19 protein-coding genes are annotated in these 16,705 nt (G+C 72.0%); 5 read left to right on the forward strand and 14 right to left on the reverse strand.

Going from position 1 to position 16,705, the window contains the following annotated elements:
* Window positions 1-65 precede the first annotated feature (65 nt).
* Window positions 66-485: a DUF1178 family protein gene (locus KXR53_RS06270; protein WP_437374242.1), complete on the reverse strand. Its 420-nt coding sequence runs from the start codon at window positions 483-485 to the stop codon at window positions 66-68.
* Window positions 486-570: 85 nt separating this feature from the next.
* Here KXR53_RS06270 and KXR53_RS06275 point away from each other — a divergent pair, with 85 nt between their 5' ends.
* The 4 genes from KXR53_RS06275 to KXR53_RS06290 all read left to right on the forward strand — a co-directional run bounded on the left by KXR53_RS06275 (window position 571) and on the right by KXR53_RS06290 (window position 3,737).
* Complete coding sequence (locus tag KXR53_RS06275) at window positions 571-1,125, forward strand: class I SAM-dependent methyltransferase (RefSeq protein ID WP_437374243.1); 555 nt, start codon at window positions 571-573, stop codon at window positions 1,123-1,125.
* 83 nt (window positions 1,126-1,208) lie between these two features.
* Window positions 1,209-2,213 (forward strand): Gfo/Idh/MocA family protein, encoded by a 1,005-nt coding sequence (locus tag KXR53_RS06280; RefSeq protein WP_437374244.1) that lies wholly within the window; start codon window positions 1,209-1,211, stop codon window positions 2,211-2,213.
* Window positions 2,210-2,932, forward strand: a complete 723-nt coding sequence (locus KXR53_RS06285; protein WP_437374245.1) for a gamma-glutamylcyclotransferase — start codon at window positions 2,210-2,212, stop codon at window positions 2,930-2,932. Before KXR53_RS06280 ends, KXR53_RS06285 begins: the two co-directional genes overlap by 4 nt.
* 70 nt (window positions 2,933-3,002) lie before the next feature.
* The gene (locus KXR53_RS06290) at window positions 3,003-3,737 is read left to right on the forward strand and encodes a hypothetical protein (protein ID WP_437374246.1); all 735 of its coding nucleotides are present in this window, start codon (window positions 3,003-3,005) and stop codon (window positions 3,735-3,737) included.
* Window positions 3,738-3,804: 67 nt separating this feature from the next.
* On the opposite strand, the gene KXR53_RS06295 is transcribed toward KXR53_RS06290, so the two are convergent.
* The 7 genes from KXR53_RS06295 to KXR53_RS06325 all read right to left on the reverse strand — a co-directional run bounded on the left by KXR53_RS06295 (window position 3,805) and on the right by KXR53_RS06325 (window position 11,250).
* Window positions 3,805-5,715 (reverse strand): ABC transporter ATP-binding protein, encoded by a 1,911-nt coding sequence (locus KXR53_RS06295; protein ID WP_437374247.1) that lies wholly within the window; start codon window positions 5,713-5,715, stop codon window positions 3,805-3,807.
* Between the two features lie 171 nt (window positions 5,716-5,886).
* The gene (locus KXR53_RS06300; protein WP_437374248.1) at window positions 5,887-6,546 is read right to left on the reverse strand and encodes a DUF2278 family protein; all 660 of its coding nucleotides are present in this window, start codon (window positions 6,544-6,546) and stop codon (window positions 5,887-5,889) included.
* Between the two features lie 10 nt (window positions 6,547-6,556).
* The gene (locus tag KXR53_RS06305) at window positions 6,557-7,408 is read right to left on the reverse strand and encodes a carbon-nitrogen hydrolase family protein (RefSeq protein WP_437374249.1); all 852 of its coding nucleotides are present in this window, start codon (window positions 7,406-7,408) and stop codon (window positions 6,557-6,559) included.
* Between the two features lie 27 nt (window positions 7,409-7,435).
* Window positions 7,436-7,705 (reverse strand): glutaredoxin 3, encoded by a 270-nt coding sequence (gene grxC, locus KXR53_RS06310; RefSeq protein ID WP_437374250.1) that lies wholly within the window; start codon window positions 7,703-7,705, stop codon window positions 7,436-7,438.
* A gap of 110 nt (window positions 7,706-7,815) precedes the next feature.
* Window positions 7,816-8,580, reverse strand: coding sequence for a double zinc ribbon domain-containing protein (locus tag KXR53_RS06315; RefSeq protein ID WP_437374251.1), 765 nt, complete (start codon window positions 8,578-8,580; stop codon window positions 7,816-7,818).
* A gap of 9 nt (window positions 8,581-8,589) precedes the next feature.
* Window positions 8,590-10,401 (reverse strand): gamma-glutamyltransferase, encoded by a 1,812-nt coding sequence (ggt, locus tag KXR53_RS06320; protein ID WP_437374252.1) that lies wholly within the window; start codon window positions 10,399-10,401, stop codon window positions 8,590-8,592.
* 99 nt (window positions 10,402-10,500) lie between these two features.
* Window positions 10,501-11,250 (reverse strand): SDR family NAD(P)-dependent oxidoreductase, encoded by a 750-nt coding sequence (locus KXR53_RS06325; RefSeq protein WP_437374253.1) that lies wholly within the window; start codon window positions 11,248-11,250, stop codon window positions 10,501-10,503.
* A 73-nt stretch (window positions 11,251-11,323) separates the two neighbouring features.
* Here KXR53_RS06325 and KXR53_RS06330 point away from each other — a divergent pair, with 73 nt between their 5' ends.
* A complete protein-coding gene (locus KXR53_RS06330) occupies window positions 11,324-12,232 on the forward strand; it encodes a methyltransferase domain-containing protein (RefSeq protein ID WP_437374254.1) in 909 nt (302 codons plus the stop codon).
* 15 nt (window positions 12,233-12,247) lie between these two features.
* Here the strand turns inward: KXR53_RS06330 and KXR53_RS06335 are convergent, their stop codons facing one another.
* The 6 genes from KXR53_RS06335 to KXR53_RS06360 all read right to left on the reverse strand — a co-directional run bounded on the left by KXR53_RS06335 (window position 12,248) and on the right by KXR53_RS06360 (window position 16,557).
* Window positions 12,248-13,045 (reverse strand): M48 family metallopeptidase, encoded by a 798-nt coding sequence (locus tag KXR53_RS06335; protein WP_437374255.1) that lies wholly within the window; start codon window positions 13,043-13,045, stop codon window positions 12,248-12,250.
* A gap of 38 nt (window positions 13,046-13,083) precedes the next feature.
* Window positions 13,084-13,545: a ribosomal protein S18-alanine N-acetyltransferase gene (gene rimI / locus KXR53_RS06340; RefSeq protein WP_437374256.1), complete on the reverse strand. Its 462-nt coding sequence runs from the start codon at window positions 13,543-13,545 to the stop codon at window positions 13,084-13,086.
* Window positions 13,545-14,216, reverse strand: coding sequence for a tRNA (adenosine(37)-N6)-threonylcarbamoyltransferase complex dimerization subunit type 1 TsaB (tsaB, locus tag KXR53_RS06345; RefSeq protein WP_437374257.1), 672 nt, complete (start codon window positions 14,214-14,216; stop codon window positions 13,545-13,547). Before tsaB ends, rimI begins: the two co-directional genes overlap by 1 nt.
* A 102-nt stretch (window positions 14,217-14,318) precedes the next feature.
* On the reverse strand, window positions 14,319-14,906 hold the full coding sequence (locus tag KXR53_RS06350) for a malonic semialdehyde reductase (RefSeq protein WP_437374258.1): 588 nt from the start codon (window positions 14,904-14,906) through the stop codon (window positions 14,319-14,321).
* A 21-nt stretch (window positions 14,907-14,927) separates the two neighbouring features.
* Entirely contained in the window at window positions 14,928-15,884 is a 957-nt protein-coding gene (locus KXR53_RS06355; RefSeq protein ID WP_437374259.1) for a glucosaminidase domain-containing protein, read from the reverse strand.
* A 115-nt stretch (window positions 15,885-15,999) separates the two neighbouring features.
* Complete coding sequence (locus KXR53_RS06360) at window positions 16,000-16,557, reverse strand: NifU family protein (protein ID WP_437374376.1); 558 nt, start codon at window positions 16,555-16,557, stop codon at window positions 16,000-16,002.
* Window positions 16,558-16,705: the final 148 nt, after the last annotated feature.

A 16,705-nucleotide genomic window follows, 5' to 3' on the forward strand; every position in this document is an offset into this window, starting at 1 on the left:
AGGCGAGAAGAAATCGCCGGCCCGATCAAATCAGGGTAGTGGCAGGCCGATTCGGCCGGCGCGGATCAGGAATCGGTCCGCGACACCCAGGGAATGCGGGCGACGCCGATTCCCTCGTCCTCGAGCTCGCTCGCCTCGGCCTCGGTCGCCTCGCCGTAGATGTCGCGATGCTCGGCTTCCTCGTAGTGGATCTTGCGTGCTTCCTCGGCGAAACGGTCGCCGACATACTCGCAGTTTTCCTCGATCTTACGGCGCAGGGCCTCGAGCTGGCGGCGCGCCTCGGCCATGGTGGTGTGGGTCCGGCGGCCGTCCTCGGCCGGGCGCTTGGCGATCGCCGGCGCCATCAGCGCCTTTTGCACCGAGCTGCTGCCGCAAACCGGGCAGTTGACCTCGCCCGCCGCCACCTGCGTGTCATAGGTGTCGCTGTTCCGGAACCAGGCCTCGAAGCCGTGGCCGGCCTCGCATCGCAATTCGTACAGGATCATCGCATTCCATGCTCCGCTTTTGTCATACGATGGTCTGTCCCGGGCCGCAAAGAAAATGACGTCTCAAATCCCGCATATCCCTCCTGTGTCCGCCTGGGTCGCGCGCTTCGCCCCCCTGGTGCCGAGGACCGGGCCGGTGCTCGACCTCGCCTGCGGCGGCGGCCGCCATCTGCGGCATTTCCGGGCCCGCGGCCACGCCGTGGTCGGCGTCGACATCGACCTGCAGGGCGTGGCAGACCTGGCGGGGGCGAAGGGGGTCGAGATCGTCCGGGCGGATATCGAGGCCGGCCCCTGGCCCTTCGCCGGGCGCCGCTTCGCCGGCATCGTCGTCGCCAACTACCTGCATCGGCCGCTGCTGCCCGTCATCGCCGGCGCGCTGGCCCCCGGCGGCGTGCTGATCTACGAAACCTTCGCCCAGGGCAATCAGCGCTTCGGCCGGCCTTCGACCTCCGCCTTCCTGCTGCGGGCCGGGGAGCTGCTCGACGCCGTGGCCGGGCGGCTGCAGGTCGTCGCCTATGAGCATGGCGAGGTCGCCTCGCCCCGCGCCGCGGTGGTGCAGCGGCTGTGCGCCGTCGCCGACCTGGCGCCGGTGCCGGCGCTGGACGGGTCGCCCGAGCCGCATCCGCTCCCTGCACCCTGAGCGCTCCTCATCGGTATCCGGAGCCGTTACGATCGCCGGGATTTGCGAAAACGTCGGGCATTTGCAGTCGAGAGGAGACAGGCGTGGCCGAAGGAACGATCGTCTGGGGCGTGCTGGGCGCCGCCAAGATCAACGACAAGGTCGTCCCGCCGATGACCCACGCCCGGCACTGCCGGGTCAAGGCGATCGCCTCGCGCTCGGCGGAGAAATCCGCGGCCGCGGCGGCGAAATACGGGCTGCCGGTGGCCTATGACAGCTATGAGGCGCTGCTGGCCGACCCGGAGATCGACGCGGTCTACATCCCGCTGCCGAACCACCTGCATGTCGAATGGACACTGAAGGCGGTCGAGGCCGGCAAGCATGTGCTGTGCGAGAAGCCGATCGGGTTGAACACCGAGGAAGCGCGGCGGCTGATCGCGGCGCGCGACAAGAGCGGCCGGCGCATCCAGGAGGCCTTCATGGTGCGCACCCACCCGCAATGGCTAAAGGTGCGCGAGCTGGTGCAGGAGGGCGCGATCGGCGAGCTGCGCGCCGTCACCGGCGCCTTCACCTACCGCAACATCGACCCGAACAACATCCGCAACAAGGCCGATATCGGCGGCGGCGGGCTGCTGGATATCGGCTGCTACCCGATCACCACCTCGCGCTTCATCACCGGGCGCGAGCCGCGCCGGGTGGTGGCGCTGCTGGACCGCGACCCGGTGTTCAAGATCGACCGGCTGGGCAGCGTGCTCCTGGATTTCGACGGGGTGCAGGCCAGCTTCGTCTATTCCACCCAGATCCCCGGCTATCAGCGCATGCAGTTCCTGGGCACCAAGGGCCGGATCGAGGTGGAGATCCCGTTCAACGCCCCGAACGAGCGGCCCTGCCGCCTGCTGCTGGACGACGGGTCGAGCCTGTTCGGCGAGGGCATCAAGCCGATCGAGATCCCGGTCTGCGACCAGTACGGCGTCGCCGCCAGCGCCTTCGCCGAGGCGATCCTCGCCGGTGGCGAGCAGCCGGTACCGCTGGAGAACACGCTGGCCAACATGCAGGTGATCGACGCCGTCTTCCGCTCCGCCCTGTCCGGCCGGTGGGAGACGCCGTGAGCGAGGTGCCGTCGGTCGCCGAGCCGACCGCCATCACCCGAGAATCGCTGAAGAACGGCATCCTGCAGCGCATGATCGCGGCGGGCGACCCGACGGCGGAGGTCCTGTCCTTCGCGGCGCTGGCCGAATCACGCCGGGCGATGCTGGCGGCGGAGGGCGCGACCGGAGGCGACGTCTGGGTCTTCGGCTACGGCTCGCTGATCTGGAACCCGGCCTTCCATTTCGTCGAGCGCCGCACCGGGCTGATCCATGGCTGGCACCGCCGCTTCTGCCTGTGGACCTCGCTGGGCCGCGGCACGCCGGAGCGGCCGGGACTGGTGCTGGGCCTCGACCGCGGCGGCACCTGCCGCGGCGTGGTGTTCCGCATCGCCGCCGCGGCGGTGGAGGAGGAGCTGGACCTGATCTGGCGGCGCGAGATGGTGACCGCCTCCTACACGCCGCGCTGGGTGACGGCGGCGACGCCGGACGGCCCGGTGCGGGCGATCGCCTTCACCATCAACCGTGCCCAGCCGCGCTATGCCGGCCGGCTGAGCGAGGAGGAGACGGCCCGGGTGCTGGCTCGGGCCCGCGGCCAGCTGGGCAGCTGCCAGGACTATTTCCGATCGACGCTCGAGCATCTGGTCGAGCTCGGCATCCGCGACCACAGGCTCGAGGCGTTGCGGCGCCGGATCGCGGCCATCGACGGGGCTGAGCCGGAAATCCGCGGATCTCGGGAATAGCCGGCGCGCCTCGATCGTCCTGTTGTGAGCCGGGCGGCGTGACCGTCCGCATCACGAGCTGGAGATCCCCATGCGCCATTCCTCGCGTGCCACCCTTCCCTTCGCCCTGGCGCTCGGCCTGCTCTACGCGTCCGGCGCGACCGCGGCGACCTGGACCCTGGCCGGCCCCTCGAAGGCGGACCCGATGCTCATCACCGTCAAGGATGGAAATGGTGGCGGGCACGGGGGCGGCAATGGAGGCGGGAACGGCGGTGGCAACGGAGGCGGGAATGGGGGCGGTAATGGCGGTGGGAACGCCGGCGGCAATGGCGGCGGCAAGAGCGATGCCGGAAGCGACCGCGGCAAGAGCGCCGACAGCTCTCGCGGGCGAACATCCGCCACGCCGGCCGACACCGCTCTCGACGACGACACCGATGTTGCCGTGACCCGTCGCGGCCGGCCCCGCCAGGTCGAGACCGCAGCGTTCCCGAACCATGGTGCCCGGGTTTCGACCATGGTCGGGCTGTCCAAGGAGCTGGGCTATGGCGCCCGCGTCGGCGCCATGCAGGCAAATTTCGGCACGCCGCAGGAAACCGGCATCCGGGACTTGGAGGGCCGGATCGCGGAGCTTGAGGCGGACCCGACCGCCGATCCGCGGGTCATCGATGCCCTGGAGGCGGAGCTGGCCGAGCGGACCGCGGCGGTGAAGCCTGGCGCCGGGCCGACCGGGGATTGGGAGTCGGCCAATCTGGACGTCGACGGCAACGGCGTGATCGACGATCAGGACCTCTCACTCGCCCGGCAGGGCTTCCGCCCCTTCGACTGACCGCGACTTGGCAAAGAATCGGGGCGCGACGGTGCCGTCGCGCCCCGATGCCGTTATAGCCCGCCGGCTAGAAGCTGGCCTGGACCCGGTAGAGGCCGGCATAGACCCCGCCGGCGGCCAGCAGCGCCTCATGCGTCCCCTGCTCGGCGATGCCCTGGTCGGTCAGGACCAGGATGCGGTCGGCGTGGCGCACCGTCGACAGCCGGTGGGCGATCACCAGCGTCGTGCGGTCCCGCGCCAGGTCCAGCAGCGCCTGCTGCACCGCCCGCTCGCTCTCGTTGTCGAGCGCGCTGGTGGCCTCGTCGAAGATCAGGATCGCCGGGTCCTTCAGGAAGGCCCGGGCGATGGTCAGCCGCTGCTTCTGGCCGCCGGACAGCTTGACGCCGCGCTGGCCGATATCGGTGTCGTAGCCGTCCGGCAGAGCCATGATGAAGTCGTGCGCATTGGCCGCCTTCGCCGCCGCGACGATCTCCGCCAGCGTCGCCTCCGGCCGGCCGTAGCGAAGATTCTCCGCCACGGTCCCGGCGAACAGATAGACGTCCTGCTGCACCACCCCGACGGCGCGCCGCAGCGACGCCAGGGTGACGTCGCGGATGTCCGTGCCGTCGATCAGGATCCGCCCCTCCGTCGCTTCGTAGAAGCGCGGGATCAGGGCGCAGAGCGTGCTCTTGCCGGCGCCCGAGGCCCCGACCAGGGCGACGAACTCGCCGGGCCGGATGTCGAGCGACAGGTCCCGGAACACATGCGGCCGGTCGTCCTCATAGCGGAAGCCGACATCGCGGAAGGAGATCGCGCCGCGCGGCCGGGCCAGCTCGACCGCGCCGGGCCGGTCCTGGATCTCCGGCTCGACCTCCAGGATCTCCATCATCCGGGTGAAGCCGGTGTAACCCTCCTGCCAGAGCCGCGCGAAGTTCGCCAGCCGCTTCACCGGGTCGACCAGCGCCGCGACGCAGAGCAGGAAGGTCAGCATGTCGGCGACCGCGAGCTGCCCCTGGGCGACCCGGACGGCGCCGGCGACGATGATGATCACGGTGATCAGCTGCGGGAACGTCTCCGTGCCCATCGAGAAGAAGGCCTCGCTGCGGTAGCCGGCGCGGCGGCTGTCGAGGAAGGCGGCGTTCTGCTCCTCGAACCGGCGGCTCTCGACGTCCTCGTTGGCGAAGGACTGCACCACGCGGATGCCGGCGAGCGCGTCCTCCACCCGCTCGTTCACCGCCGCGATCCGCCGCTTGCTGAGCGCCAGCGCCCGGTTCATGCGACGGTTGAAGTGCAGCGCATAGGCGACCGCGAAGGGCAGCACGGCCAGGATCATCAGGGCCAGCGGCAGGTCGAGCCAGGCCAGGATGGCGATCGCCCCGGCGAACTTCAGCACCGCGATCGCCAGGTCCTCGGGCCCATGGTGATAGAGCTCGCCCAGGAAGAACAGGTCGTTGGTGATGCGGCTCATCAGCTGGCCGGTGCGCTCACGGTCGTAGAAGCCGAAGGACAGCTTCTGCAGATGCTCGAACAGCTCGCGGCGCAGGGCGCTCTCCATCTTCGCGCCCATGACATGGCCCTGATAGTCGACGAACAGGTTGCTCAGCGCCTGCAGGACGACCACGGCGAGCATGGCCGCGCCGAGGGTATAGACCTCGTCGAGCGCCCCGGGGGCGTCGCCCAGGCCGGTGAGCCGCTTGGTGACGATGTTGGCGCCGAGCGGCAGGATCAGCGCCGTCGCCGAGACGACGAGGGCGCAGAACAGATCGGCCGCCAGCAGCGGGATATGAGGTCGGTAGGCGGAGAGGAACTTGCGGATCCGCGCCCATGCCACCTCGCGCGGCACATCGCGGCCGGACCGTCGCGTCGACGTGGAGGCGGGCTGGAAGCGGGAAGCGTCGACCGCGGGGGCGGCGGCGTCGGCCGTGCCGCGCGGTCGGAGAGCGAGGCCGCTAGGTGCGGCGTCTCGATGCGCCGGCGACCTCCGAATTCGGGACAACATGAAGTTTCATGTCCTTGCGATGGGCGGTAACTCCTTTCTCTTCGGACATGAAGGTCGTCATCTTGCCCTCCTGGGATCGATAGGCGGCGGACTATGAGACAGCGGCCGGCGCCGGACAACGCCGATCTGCCGGCTCAGCGGTCAATTCGGCCCCGGTGTGGCCGGCGGGCATCACTCCCGCAGTCGCCGGGCATGGCGCGGATGCCCGGTGGCGTCGTCGGTGCGCCAGGCCTGCGACTGGAACTTCAGGAACAGGGCCGCCCACCGCCCCTGCGGGAAGGCGATCAGCAGGGCGCCGTCCTGGCCGGTGCCATTGTCGCCGCGGAACCGTTCCTCCGGGCTGCCCTGGTTCATGTGGATGTTGTGCATGCCGCGCGACGGCATGAAGCCGAAGCCGTGATCGGCCACCGGGTCGGGCCCGAAGGGCTCGCCGAAGGCGTAGAGCGCGGCGCCAGGCTGCGCGATCGCGCTGGCGACGATGCGGTCGATCTTCTCGTTCAGGTCGTTGTCCGGCCCCGGCCGCGAGGCCGGCAGCGGCCGCATATGCGATCGGTCGAACAGCCCGTCGCGGACATAATCCAGCCCCTGCCCTCTCGCGATCGCGGTCAGGCCCGCGGGCAGCGCCGCGATCCGGTCCGTCAAAGGATGCGCGAAATCGGTGTCGAGGACGTATTCCACCGCCGACGGCCAGGACGAGCCGTGGACATTGACCGCGACGCGATGGTCGCGGGCGCCGTCGTCGATGCGGATGTGGTAGTGCGACGATCCCTCGGCGGCGAGGCGGCGGTCGATCGGGCGCCCCTTGAGCACCGCGTAGCGCTCGAGCGCCATCCTCCGCGGGCTATTCCCCGGCCGCGCGCAGCGGCGCCCGGGGCGGGGCGACGCGGCGGTCGTGCCGCAGGGCGGGCACGGCGTTGCGCGCCTCCTCGACCCGCGCCAGGTCGATCTCGGCGGTGACGATCCCGACCTCCTCGCCGGCATCGGCCAGGACCTCGCCCCAGGGGGCGACGATCAGGGAATGGCCGTAGGTCTGGCGGCCTTTGTCATGGGTGCCGGTCTGGGCCGGGGCGATGACGAAGCTGCCGGTCTCGATCGCCCGGGCGCGCAGCAGCACATGCCAATGCGCCTGGCCGGTCTTGCGGGTGAAGGCGGCCGGCACGCTGAGGATATTCGCCCCGGCCTGGGCCAGGGTCCGGTACAGATAGGCGAAGCGCAGGTCGTAGCAGACGGTCAGGCCCAGCACGCCGCCGGCCGGCAGCGGCGCGACCACCGCCTGGTCGCCCGGATCGAAGGTGGCGCTCTCGCGGTAGCGCTCGCCCCCGGCCAGGTCGACGTCGAACATGTGGATCTTGTCGTAGCGCGCCAGGATCTCGCCCGACGGCGCGAACAGGTAGGAGCGGTTGGCGACCTTGCCGTCGGCCAGCTTGATGCCGAGCGACCCGATCAGCAGCGTCGCCCCGGTCTCGCGCGCCAGGTCGGCGAAGAAGGGCAAGCCGGGATGCGTCTCCTCCGGCAGCGCGCGCTGCAGGATGGCCTCGCGGCCCTGGACGATGAAGCCGGTGTTCTCCGGCGTCGCGATCAGCTCCGCCCCGGCGTCGCGGGCCCGCCGGACCAGCGCCCCCGCCTCCCGCAGATTCGGCTCGATCTCGGTGCCGACATTGAGCTGGACGCAGGCGGCGGTGAAGCGGGTCATGCGATCACCCTCCGGCAGGGCGGTGGATCAGGCCGTCGCGGATTCGGCCAGCAGCGGATCGAGCCTGCCGGCGCGTTCCAGCGCCTGGAGGTCGTCATTGCCGCCGACATGGGTCGCGCCGATGAAGATCTGCGGCACGGTGTTGCGGCCGTTGGCGCGCTGCCGCATCTCCTCCCGCCGCGACGGCTCGGCCACCACATCGATCTCCTCGAAGCTGATGCCCTTCTGGGTCAGCAGCTTCTTGGCCATGTAGCAGTACGGGCAGAACGGGCTGGAGTAGACGATGACGGATGGCATGCGGTCCTCCGAAGAGTTCCTCGAATATGAGGGCATTCGGCCTGGGATGCCAGGGGCCGGCGCTCGACGAATACCCCCTATTCGCCACACGCGACTCGGCCGGCCGCGCCTCAGCTCCCCGGCGGCGGCACGCGGGCCAGGGTGACCACGTCCACACCGAGAGCGCCTTTGCGGCGCAGCGCCCGGGCGCATTCGTCGATGGTGGCGCCGGTGGTCAGGACGTCGTCGACCAGCAGGACGCGCCGCCCCTCGACCAGCGCCTCGCGGCCCGGCCGCACGGCGAAGGCGCCGGCGACGTTGCGCCGCCGCGCCCGACGATCCTGCCCGCCCTGGCTGGGCGTGGACCGGCGGCGGACCAGCAGGTCCGGCGCCACCGGCCGGCCGGATTCGCGGCCGAGCGCCAGCGCCAGCAACGCCGACTGGTTGTAGCGCCGGCGCAGCAGCCGCCAGCGGTGCAGCGGCACCGGCGCGATCACCTCGGCCTCGGCCAGGAACGGCGCCGCCGCCCGCTGCAGGAGGCGGCCGAAGGCCGGCGCCGCATGGGTCTGGTCGCCATGCTTGAAGGCCAGGATCAGCTTGCGGCTGAGGTCGTCGTAGAGGAAGGCGGCGCGGGCCTGGTCCCACAGCGGCGGGGTGGCGAGGCAGTTGCCGCAGACCGGGTCGTCGCCCGCCCCCGCCGCCGCCCCATGCTCAAACGGCAGGCCGCAGCGGCGGCAAAGCGGCGGGCCGAGAAAGGCGAGCTGCGCCCAGCAGGCGGCGCACAGCGCCCCCGGGGCCATGATCTCGGCGCCGCAGGACAGGCAGCGCAGCGGCAGCACGGCGTCGAGCAGGGCGGTGCCGGCGCGCCTGAGCCACGGGGCGACGGCCGCGCGCACCGCCGCCGCCTACCGGCCGAGGGCGACGCCGTCGCGCCGCGGATCGGCGCCGCCGACCAGCCCTTCCGGGCCGATCTGGATGCCGTGCAGACCGCTGACCTGCTCCATCACCACCACCTCATGACCGCGCGCCGCCAGCGCATCCTTCAGCGCCTCGGCCGCCGTCCCCGCCTCCAGCTCGGTCGGGCCGTTGCGGTTGACGACATGGCCCAGCTCGATCGCCTGCTGCACGTCCAGCCCCCAGTCGAGCACGCCGATGATAGCCTGGGCGACATAGGGGATGATACGGGCGCCGCCGGGCGACCCGATCACCAGCACCGGCCGGCCGTCCCGGTCCAGCACGATGGTGGGGGCCATCGAACTGCGCGGCCGCTTGCCCGGCTCGATCCGGTTCGCCACCGGCCGGCCGGCCGCATAGGGCAGGAAGGAGAAATCGGTCAGCTCGTTGTTCAGGAGGAAGCCGCGCACCATCAGATGCGACCCGAAGCCGCCCTCGATCGTGCTGCTCAGCGACACGACGCTGCCCTGGGCGTCGATGATCGAGACATGGCTGGTATCGGGCGGCTCGGTCGAGGTGTCGGAGCTCCATTCCAGCTCCACGCGCCGCGGCGGGCTGCCCGGCGCCACCGGCGCCGGCGCCGCCCGGCCGGGCGAGATCGCCTGCGCCCGCGCGGTCAGGTAGGTGTTGTCGAGCAGGCCCTGCACCGGCACCGGGACGAAATCCGCGTCGGCGAGATAGCGGTCGCGGTCGGCGAAGGCCAGCTTCCCGGCCTCGGCGAACAGGTGCCAGGCATCGGCCGAGCCAGGCCCCATCGCCCGCATGTCGAACGGCTCGAGCAAGCCGAGGATCTGGCCGACGGCGATTCCGCCGGAGCTGGGCGGCCCCATGCCGCAGACCCGCCAGACGCGGTAGGGAATGCAGGCGGGCTGGCGCTCGACCACCCGGTAGGTCTCCAGGTCGATCGGCGCCAGCCGGCCGGGATTGCCGGGCGCGCCCTGGACCACGGCGACGATGTCGGCGCCGATCGGCCCCAGATAGAAGGCCCTTTCGCCGGCGCTCAGGATAAAGCGCAGGGTCTCGGCGAAGGCGGGGTTGCGCAAGGTCTCACCGGCCTGCGGCGCCCGGCCGCCGGGGAAGAAGGTGTCGCGCGCCCGCGGGTCCCGCTTCAGCCGCTCCGCCGCGCCGCCCGCCAGCAGGGCCGCCAGCCGTGGGGAGACGGGGAAGCCGGACTCGGCCAGCCCGATCGCCGGCCGGAACAGACGATCGAGCGGCAGCCTGCCCCAGCGCTTATGCGCTTCGAGCAGCAGCTTCAGCGTGCCGGGGGTGCCGACGGGCCGGCCGCCCGCCACCGCGGCGGTGAACGGCATCGGCAGGCCGTCCGGCCCGAGGAACAGGCCGCCATCGGCGGCCCGCGGCGCGGTCTCGCGCCCGTCCAGCGTGGTCAGCCGGCTCGACCGTCCGTCGAAATGCAGCAGCAGCGCGCCGCCGCCGATGCCGCTCGACTGCGGCTCGACCAGGTTGAGCACGAGCTGCACCGCGATCATGGCATCGACCGCGGTGCCGTTCTCCGCCAGCACGTCGTAGCCGGCCTGGGCGGCGAGCGGGTTCGCGGCCGCGACCATGAACTGCCTGGCGCGGACTGCGGGCTCGCCAGCGCGGGCGGCCGCAGCCCGGCTCGCGACGACAGTTCGGCTCGCGGCGACGAGGGCCGTGCCGGCCGGCGGCGACGAATCCGAGCGGACCGTGCCGGCGGGCCCGAACAGCAGGCCGGCGCCGACCGCACCGCACAGAAGCAAGGCCCACCACCCGGTCCGCCGCATTCTCTCCCCCGACAAATTGCGCAAAATTTGCATAAGGGAGTATTCCACGACGGCGGCCAGTTCCCAACCCCGTCTGAGGGGGCCCGCCCTGCGGGCCGGTCAGGTCAGGTTGAGCCCGCCGTCCAGCATCACGATCTCGCCGGTCACGTAGTCCGAGCGGATCAGGCCGAACACCACCTCCGCCACATCCGCCGGCTGCGCCGCGCGGCGCATCGGTGCCGTGCCGGCCCAGAGCTGCTGCGCCTCGGTCCAGGCCGCGGTCATCGGCGTGTCGACCAGGCCGGGGGCGACGGCGTTGACCCGGATCGCCGGCGCCAGCGCCTTGGCCAGGAGACGCGTGACGTGGTGCAGCGCCGCCTTGGAGGCGGCGTAGGGCACCGAGGCGCCGCGCGGCCGGGATCCGGCATGGGAGCCGATATTGACCACCGCCGCCGGCCGGCCGCGCGCCGCCGCTTCCCGCAGCGCCGTCTCGGCCTCGGCCACCAGCAGCCAGGGCGCGATGACATTGACCTGGTGCAGCCGGCGCCAGAGATCCGGCGTCGCCGCCTTGAGGTCGGCATGCGGCACCGTGGCGGTGATGCCGGCGCTGTTGACCAGCGCGTCGATCCGGCCATGCCGCGCCAGCACCGCCCGGACCAGGGCCGGCGGCCCGTCGTCGGTCGCCAGATCCGCCGCGGTATAGCTGGCGCCGCCGCCGAGTTCCGCCGCCAGCGCCTCGCCCGCGGCGGCGGAGGCGCGCGAATGCAGCGCCACGGCCCAGCCTTCGGCGGCCAGCCGCCGGGCCACCGCCGCGCCGATGCCGGAGGTCGATCCCGTCACCAAGGCCACCGGCCGATCCGCTGCCGTCATGATCCGCTCCCTCGCTATCGTCCCTTGCGGGCCGGCCTCGCGGCAGGCATCCGCAATCCCTATAGTGCGCGTCATGACCGATTCCGACGACATGATGGTGTTCGACCGGGCGCTGGTGCGCCGGCGGCGCGACCGCGCGGCGCCGAAGCTGGCCGAGCACAATTTCCTGTTCGAGCATGTGGCGGCGATGCTGGCCGACCGGCTGCTCGACGTCACCCGCCGCTTCCCGGTGGCGCTCGACCTCGGCTGCCATGACGGCGCCGTGGCCCGGGCGCTGGAGGGCAGCGGCAAGGTCGAGACGCTGGTCCAGGCCGACCTGTCCCCGGCGCTGGCCAGCCGCGCCGCCGGCAACGGCCGACCGACCCTGGCCTGCGACGAGGAGCTGCTGCCCTTCGGCGAGGGCACGCTCGACCTCGTGGTCAGCAACCTGTCGCTGCACTGGGTCAACGACCTGCCCGGCACCCTCCTGCAGATCCGCCGGGCACTGCGGCCGGACGGGCTGTTTCTGGCGGCGATGCTGGGCGCCGGCACCCTGGCCGAGCTGCGCTTCGCCCTGGTCGAGGCGGAGACCGAGCTGATGGGCGGGGCCAGCCCGCGCCTGTCGCCCTTCGCAGATCTGCGCGACGCCGCCGGCCTGCTGCAGCGCGCCGGCTTCGCCCTGCCGGTCGCCGACGCCGAGACGGTGACGGTCACTTACGAGAACGCCTTCCGCTTGTTCGCCGATCTGCGCGGCATGGGCGAGACCAATGCCGGGCTGAACCGCAACCCGGCGACGCCGCCCCGTGGCTTCTGGCCGGCCGTCGCCGCCCGCTACGCCGAGCGCTTCGCCGAGCCGGACGGGCGCATCCCCGCCAGCTTCGAGGTGCTGTTCCTGGCCGGCTGGGCGCCGCATGAGAGCCAGCAGAAGCCCCGCCCCCGCGGCAGCGCCACCCGGTCGCTGGCCGAGGCTCTGGGCACGGTCGAGCGGCCGGTGCGGCAGTAGCGGCGCCGCCCGCGGCTACGCCTGTCCCTGCTCCTGATAGAGCGCCATGGCGGCGGGCAGTTCGGCCTGCAGCGCCTGGATGCGGGTGGCGTCGGCCGGGTGGGTCGACATGAATTCCGGCGGCGCGCCGCGGCCTTCGGCCTGGGCCATGGCTTCCCAGAAGCGCACCGCCTCCTGCGGGTCGTAGCCGGCCCGCGCCATCGCCTCGACCCCCAGCCGGTCGGCCTCCAGCTCCTGGTCGCGCGAATAGGGCAGGATCACGCCGTACTGCACGCCGGCGCCGAGCAGCCCGGCGATCTGGTCGGTCGCCGCCACGTCGCCGGCCTGCATCGCCGCCATCAGCGCCTGCATGCCGATCTCCGCCGCCATGCTGCGGCTGATCCGGCGGGCGCCGTGCCGGGCGTGGACATGGCTGATCTCGTGCCCGACCACGGCGGCGAGCTGGGCGTCGCTGCCGACCACGGAGAACATGCCCTCATAGACTCCGACCTTGTTGCCGGGCACCGCGAAGGCGTTCTTCTCCTGACCCTGGAACACCACGAACTCCCATTCCGCCGGGTTGCCGCCGGTGGCCGAGACCAGCCGGCCGGCGACCTGGCCGAGCAACCGGTTCATCTCGGCATTGCCCGAGGCCGGCCGCTCGGCCCGGATTTTGGACCAGGTCTGCTGGCCGAGCTCGGCCTCCTGCTGCGGCGAGACCAGGATGAAGTCGCCGCCCTCGCTGCCGGGCACGCAGCCGACGACCAGGGTGCCGGTCGCGCCGACCAGGGCCACCAGGATCTCGCGGCGATGCAGAATCGGACCCCCACACATCGAACGTGTTGCTCCCCCTTGCTGTCCGTTCGGTCCGGTCAACCCGCGACGGTCGGTAAAAGATCCCGCTTCATGACGATCGCGTCGACCGCGGCGGCGCCGACCTTGTAGTAGCCCTTGCGGATGCCCGCCTCGCGGAACCCGGCGCGGCGGTACAGCGCCAGGGCGGCCTCGTTGTTCGTCGCCACCTCGAGGAACAGGGTTTCCGCCCCGGCCGCCGTGCAGCGATCGATCAGCGCATGCAGCAGCAGGCGCCCGCCGCCCCGACGGCGCTTGGCGGGCAGGAGGGCGATCGACAGCAGCTCCGCTTCGTCTGCCGCCACCCGCCCAAGGGCATAACCCGCCGGTTCCTCGCTCTCGTCGAGCGCGATCAGCGCGAACACGCCGGGGCCGGCCAGGAGCTGCGCCAGCTGGTCCGGCGCCCAGGCCTCGCCGAAGGCGGCCTCGTAGAGGGCCGACAACACCGCGGCCTCGGCCACGCCGGCCTCGACGACGCGCATCACGGCTTCGGCGCCCGGTCGGCCAGCGGCACCGCATCCGGCGGCCGGACATAGAGCGGCGGCGGCGGGCCGTCCCGCGCCTCGTCCGCCCGCTCCCCGGCCAGCCGGGCCACGGTCGCCGGGTCGATCGCGGCGGGGCCGGCCCGGCGCATATCCGCCCGGCCGGCCAGCGCCGGCAGCACCAGATGCGCGCCGTCGCCGGCGACGGTCAGAGGCCCCGGGGGGATCAGCGCGACAAGATCGGCGGCCGGCAGGCACAGCGGCTCGCCCAGCGGGGTGCCGGCGGCGTCGAACAGCCGGGCGAAGGGCTCGGCCCGGCGCCCGTCCAGCGCCACCAGCACCGTGCCCCCGGCGACCGGGCCGAGATCGGCCAGCACGGCGTCGAAGCTGGGGATGCCGACGATCTTCTTGCCGGTGCCGAGCGCCAGCCCGCCGACCGCGGCGAGCCCGACCCTGAGCCCGGTGAAGGAGCCGGGGCCGGTGGTGACGCCGAACAGGTCGACATCGGCCGGCGCGACCCCGGCCTCGGCCAGCACCTCCAGCACCAGCGGCATCAGCCGCGCCGCGTGGCCCTGGGCCATCGGCTCGGTGCGCGCGGCCAGGACCTGCCCGTCGCGCCGCACCGCCACGCCGCAGCCGGCGCCGGCGGCATCGAGCCCGAGCACGATCACGCGGCGGCTCCCGCCCGTGCCATGGGCATGCGGTCGCTGTTCATGTTGCTCATCGCTGATATCGGCCCAGTCGAGCCGAGGAAATCCGGTCCGTACACGCTCTCACACGATCCGGCAGGCTTCCTCGAAGGCCAGGCGGGGGCGGCGGGGGAATTCCTTGCTGCGGTCGACATAGCCGATATCGACCAGGAGGCTGGAGCGCCAGCGGGTGCCGGAGAGGAAGGCGGCGTCGACCTTTGCCCGGTCGAACTCCCCCACCAGCCAGCAGCCGAGCCCGAGGCCGCGCGCCGCCATGATCAGATAGGCGGCCTGCATCGCCGCGTCCCGATGCGCCGTCTCCTGCGCCAGGTCGGGCCGGGCGGCGAAGCGGATCGCCGCCTGCGGGTCGTCCGGCAGCAGCTTCGGCAGCTGCTCGTGGAAGGCCGAATCATAGGCCACGATCGCCGTCACCGGCGCCTGCAGCGTGGCGCCCAGCACCTCCGGGTCGAGCGCGGGGCGCAGCGCCGCCTTGCCCTCGTCCGAGGTGACGAACACGATCCGCGCGGGACAGGAATTGGCGCTGGTCGGGCCCCGCTTCATCAGATCGTAGATCGCCCGGAGCGTTGCCTCCGGAATCGCCTCGTCGAGGAACACGCATCGGGTGCGGGCCTCGCGGAACAGCGTGTCGAGCGCGATCTTGTCGAGCGCCATGGCCGTCTGCCGCAGAAAATCTCAGCTCGCGGCAGGTAAGCTCAACGCGCGATCCGCGGCAAGCCGCGCCGAATCGAGCTCGACGAGATCGTTCCTACGGATCATGGCCCGGACATCGCGGATATAGGCCGTTCCGCGCGTGGAATAGCGCGTGAGGGTCGACGCCAGATCATAGCCGTCCAGCTTCTGCCGCGCAGCTCGCAGCGCCGCGCGGCGGGTGCGGAAGCCGGCATAGGCCGGGTGGGTGTTGAGGTTGCGGGCATAGGCGGCGACACCGTCGATCAGCCGGTCGAAGGCGGCGTAGCGCACCGCCGAGCCCGCAGTCTGGCCGAACAGGGCGTTGCGGCGCCGGGCGCTGTAGGAGGTGCCCCAGCCCGATTCGACCGCGGCCTGGGCCAGAGCCAGGGAGGGCGGCACCACATCGACCCGCCGCAGCAGCTCGTCGATGTCGCCACCAGCGATACCGTAGCGCCCGCTCAACGCGGCGAGCCAGGCCCGCGACTCCGCCGAGGGCGCAAGGCCGAGCCGCTGCAGCCCCTGCAGCGCCAGAAGCCGGTCGCGGTCGTGGCGGATGTCCTCGTTGACCCGCAGCACCAGCGGCAGCAGGGCGTTGAAGAACAGGTCCTTGCGCAGATCGGTGGAATCGAGCCGGCGCAGGTCGCCCGGGATGGCCTCGACCAGCAGCCGCGGTACCTCGGCCTCGCCGTCGCGCACCTCGGTGAGCGTGTAGTCGGCGTGGTCGAAGATGTTGCTGAGCGTCCCCGCGCTGTCGACCCGGAGGACTATGTCCGAGGTCTTGTCGATCGGCGGCACGGCCGAAGCCGGAAGCACCGGCTGCGGCGGCAGGTCGGCCACCTGCAGCTCGGCCTGGGGTTGATCGGTGATCGGGGAGGCCGCCGGCTGGGCCAGGGCGGCGAAGGGCACGATCAGCAAAAGGCCGGCCAAGGCGGCGGCCGGTCGAAACACACGAAACTGCATGGACCTCGTCATCGGTTGCGCCCGGGCCAGCGGTCCCGGGCGCCCCGCCTATCGGCACGACCGGTCCGCGGGCGCCCCTCTGCTCAGGGGCGCCGCCGGGTGGAGCGCAGCCCCGTCAGGCGACGGGACGCACCTCCGTCACTTCGGGGATGTAGTGGCGCAGCATGTTCTCGATGCCGGCCTTCAGCGTCATGGTCGAGCTGGGGCAGCCGGAGCAGGAACCCTGCATGTGCAGATAGACCACGCCGTGCTCGTAGCCCTGGAAGATGATGTCGCCCCCGTCCTGGGCCACGGCGGGCCGGACGCGGGTGTCGATCAGCTCCCGGATCTGGGCGGCGATCTCGGATTCATCGTCCGTCGCGGCGCCGGAACCCTCCGCCGCCGTCTCGGCCAGGATGACCGGCCGGCCGGCGGTGAAATGCTCCATGATCACGCCGAGGATCGAGGGCTTCAGCACGTACCAGTCGATGGTGTCGGCCTTGGACACCGTCACGAAATCGGTGCCGAGGAAGACGCCGGTGACGCCCTCGATCTCGAACAGGCGCTGCGCCAGAGGCGACCGCGCCGCCGCTTCCGGCGACGGAAAGTTGGCGGTGCCCACATCCATCACGGCGCGGCCCGGCAGGAACTTCAGGCTGGCCGGGTTGGGTGTCTGCTCGGTCTGGATGAACATGGACACGGTTCCTTCGATCATGCCCGGCCGTCATGGCCGCGGCGCCGGCAGGGTGAAGATCGCGGCCCGGGAGATCAAGACGAAACCGGGCGCGACAGAGTCGCGCGCCAATCGCCATCGACCGTCCGGACCGCTGCTTGCGCAACCT

It is taken from the genome of Inquilinus limosus, assembly GCF_051487185.1.
GTDB lineage: Bacteria > Pseudomonadota > Alphaproteobacteria > DSM-16000 > Inquilinaceae > Inquilinus > Inquilinus limosus_F.

Excerpts from the sequence above, each read along its gene's own strand:
- KXR53_RS06360 (WP_437374376.1), bottom strand. The coding sequence starts at position 16,557 with ATGTTCATCCAGACCGAGCAGACACCCAACCCGGCCAGCCTGAAGTTC.
- KXR53_RS06305 (WP_437374249.1), bottom strand. The coding sequence starts at position 7,408 with ATGACCCGCTTCACCGCCGCCTGCGTCCAGCTCAATGTCGGCACCGAG.
- KXR53_RS06330 (WP_437374254.1), top strand. The coding sequence starts at position 11,324 with ATGACCGATTCCGACGACATGATGGTGTTCGACCGGGCGCTGGTGCGC.
- KXR53_RS06270 (WP_437374242.1), bottom strand. The coding sequence starts at position 485 with ATGATCCTGTACGAATTGCGATGCGAGGCCGGCCACGGCTTCGAGGCC.
- KXR53_RS06295 (WP_437374247.1), bottom strand. The coding sequence starts at position 5,715 with ATGTTGTCCCGAATTCGGAGGTCGCCGGCGCATCGAGACGCCGCACCT.
- grxC (WP_437374250.1), bottom strand. The coding sequence starts at position 7,705 with ATGCCATCCGTCATCGTCTACTCCAGCCCGTTCTGCCCGTACTGCTAC.
- KXR53_RS06300 (WP_437374248.1), bottom strand. The coding sequence starts at position 6,546 with ATGGCGCTCGAGCGCTACGCGGTGCTCAAGGGGCGCCCGATCGACCGC.
- rimI (WP_437374256.1), bottom strand. The coding sequence starts at position 13,545 with ATGCGCGTCGTCGAGGCCGGCGTGGCCGAGGCCGCGGTGTTGTCGGCC.
- KXR53_RS06290 (WP_437374246.1), top strand. The coding sequence starts at position 3,003 with ATGCGCCATTCCTCGCGTGCCACCCTTCCCTTCGCCCTGGCGCTCGGC.
- KXR53_RS06350 (WP_437374258.1), bottom strand. The coding sequence starts at position 14,906 with ATGGCGCTCGACAAGATCGCGCTCGACACGCTGTTCCGCGAGGCCCGC.
- KXR53_RS06355 (WP_437374259.1), bottom strand. The coding sequence starts at position 15,884 with ATGCAGTTTCGTGTGTTTCGACCGGCCGCCGCCTTGGCCGGCCTTTTG.
- ggt (WP_437374252.1), bottom strand. The coding sequence starts at position 10,401 with ATGCGGCGGACCGGGTGGTGGGCCTTGCTTCTGTGCGGTGCGGTCGGC.
- KXR53_RS06335 (WP_437374255.1), bottom strand. The coding sequence starts at position 13,045 with ATGTGTGGGGGTCCGATTCTGCATCGCCGCGAGATCCTGGTGGCCCTG.
- KXR53_RS06325 (WP_437374253.1), bottom strand. The coding sequence starts at position 11,250 with ATGACGGCAGCGGATCGGCCGGTGGCCTTGGTGACGGGATCGACCTCC.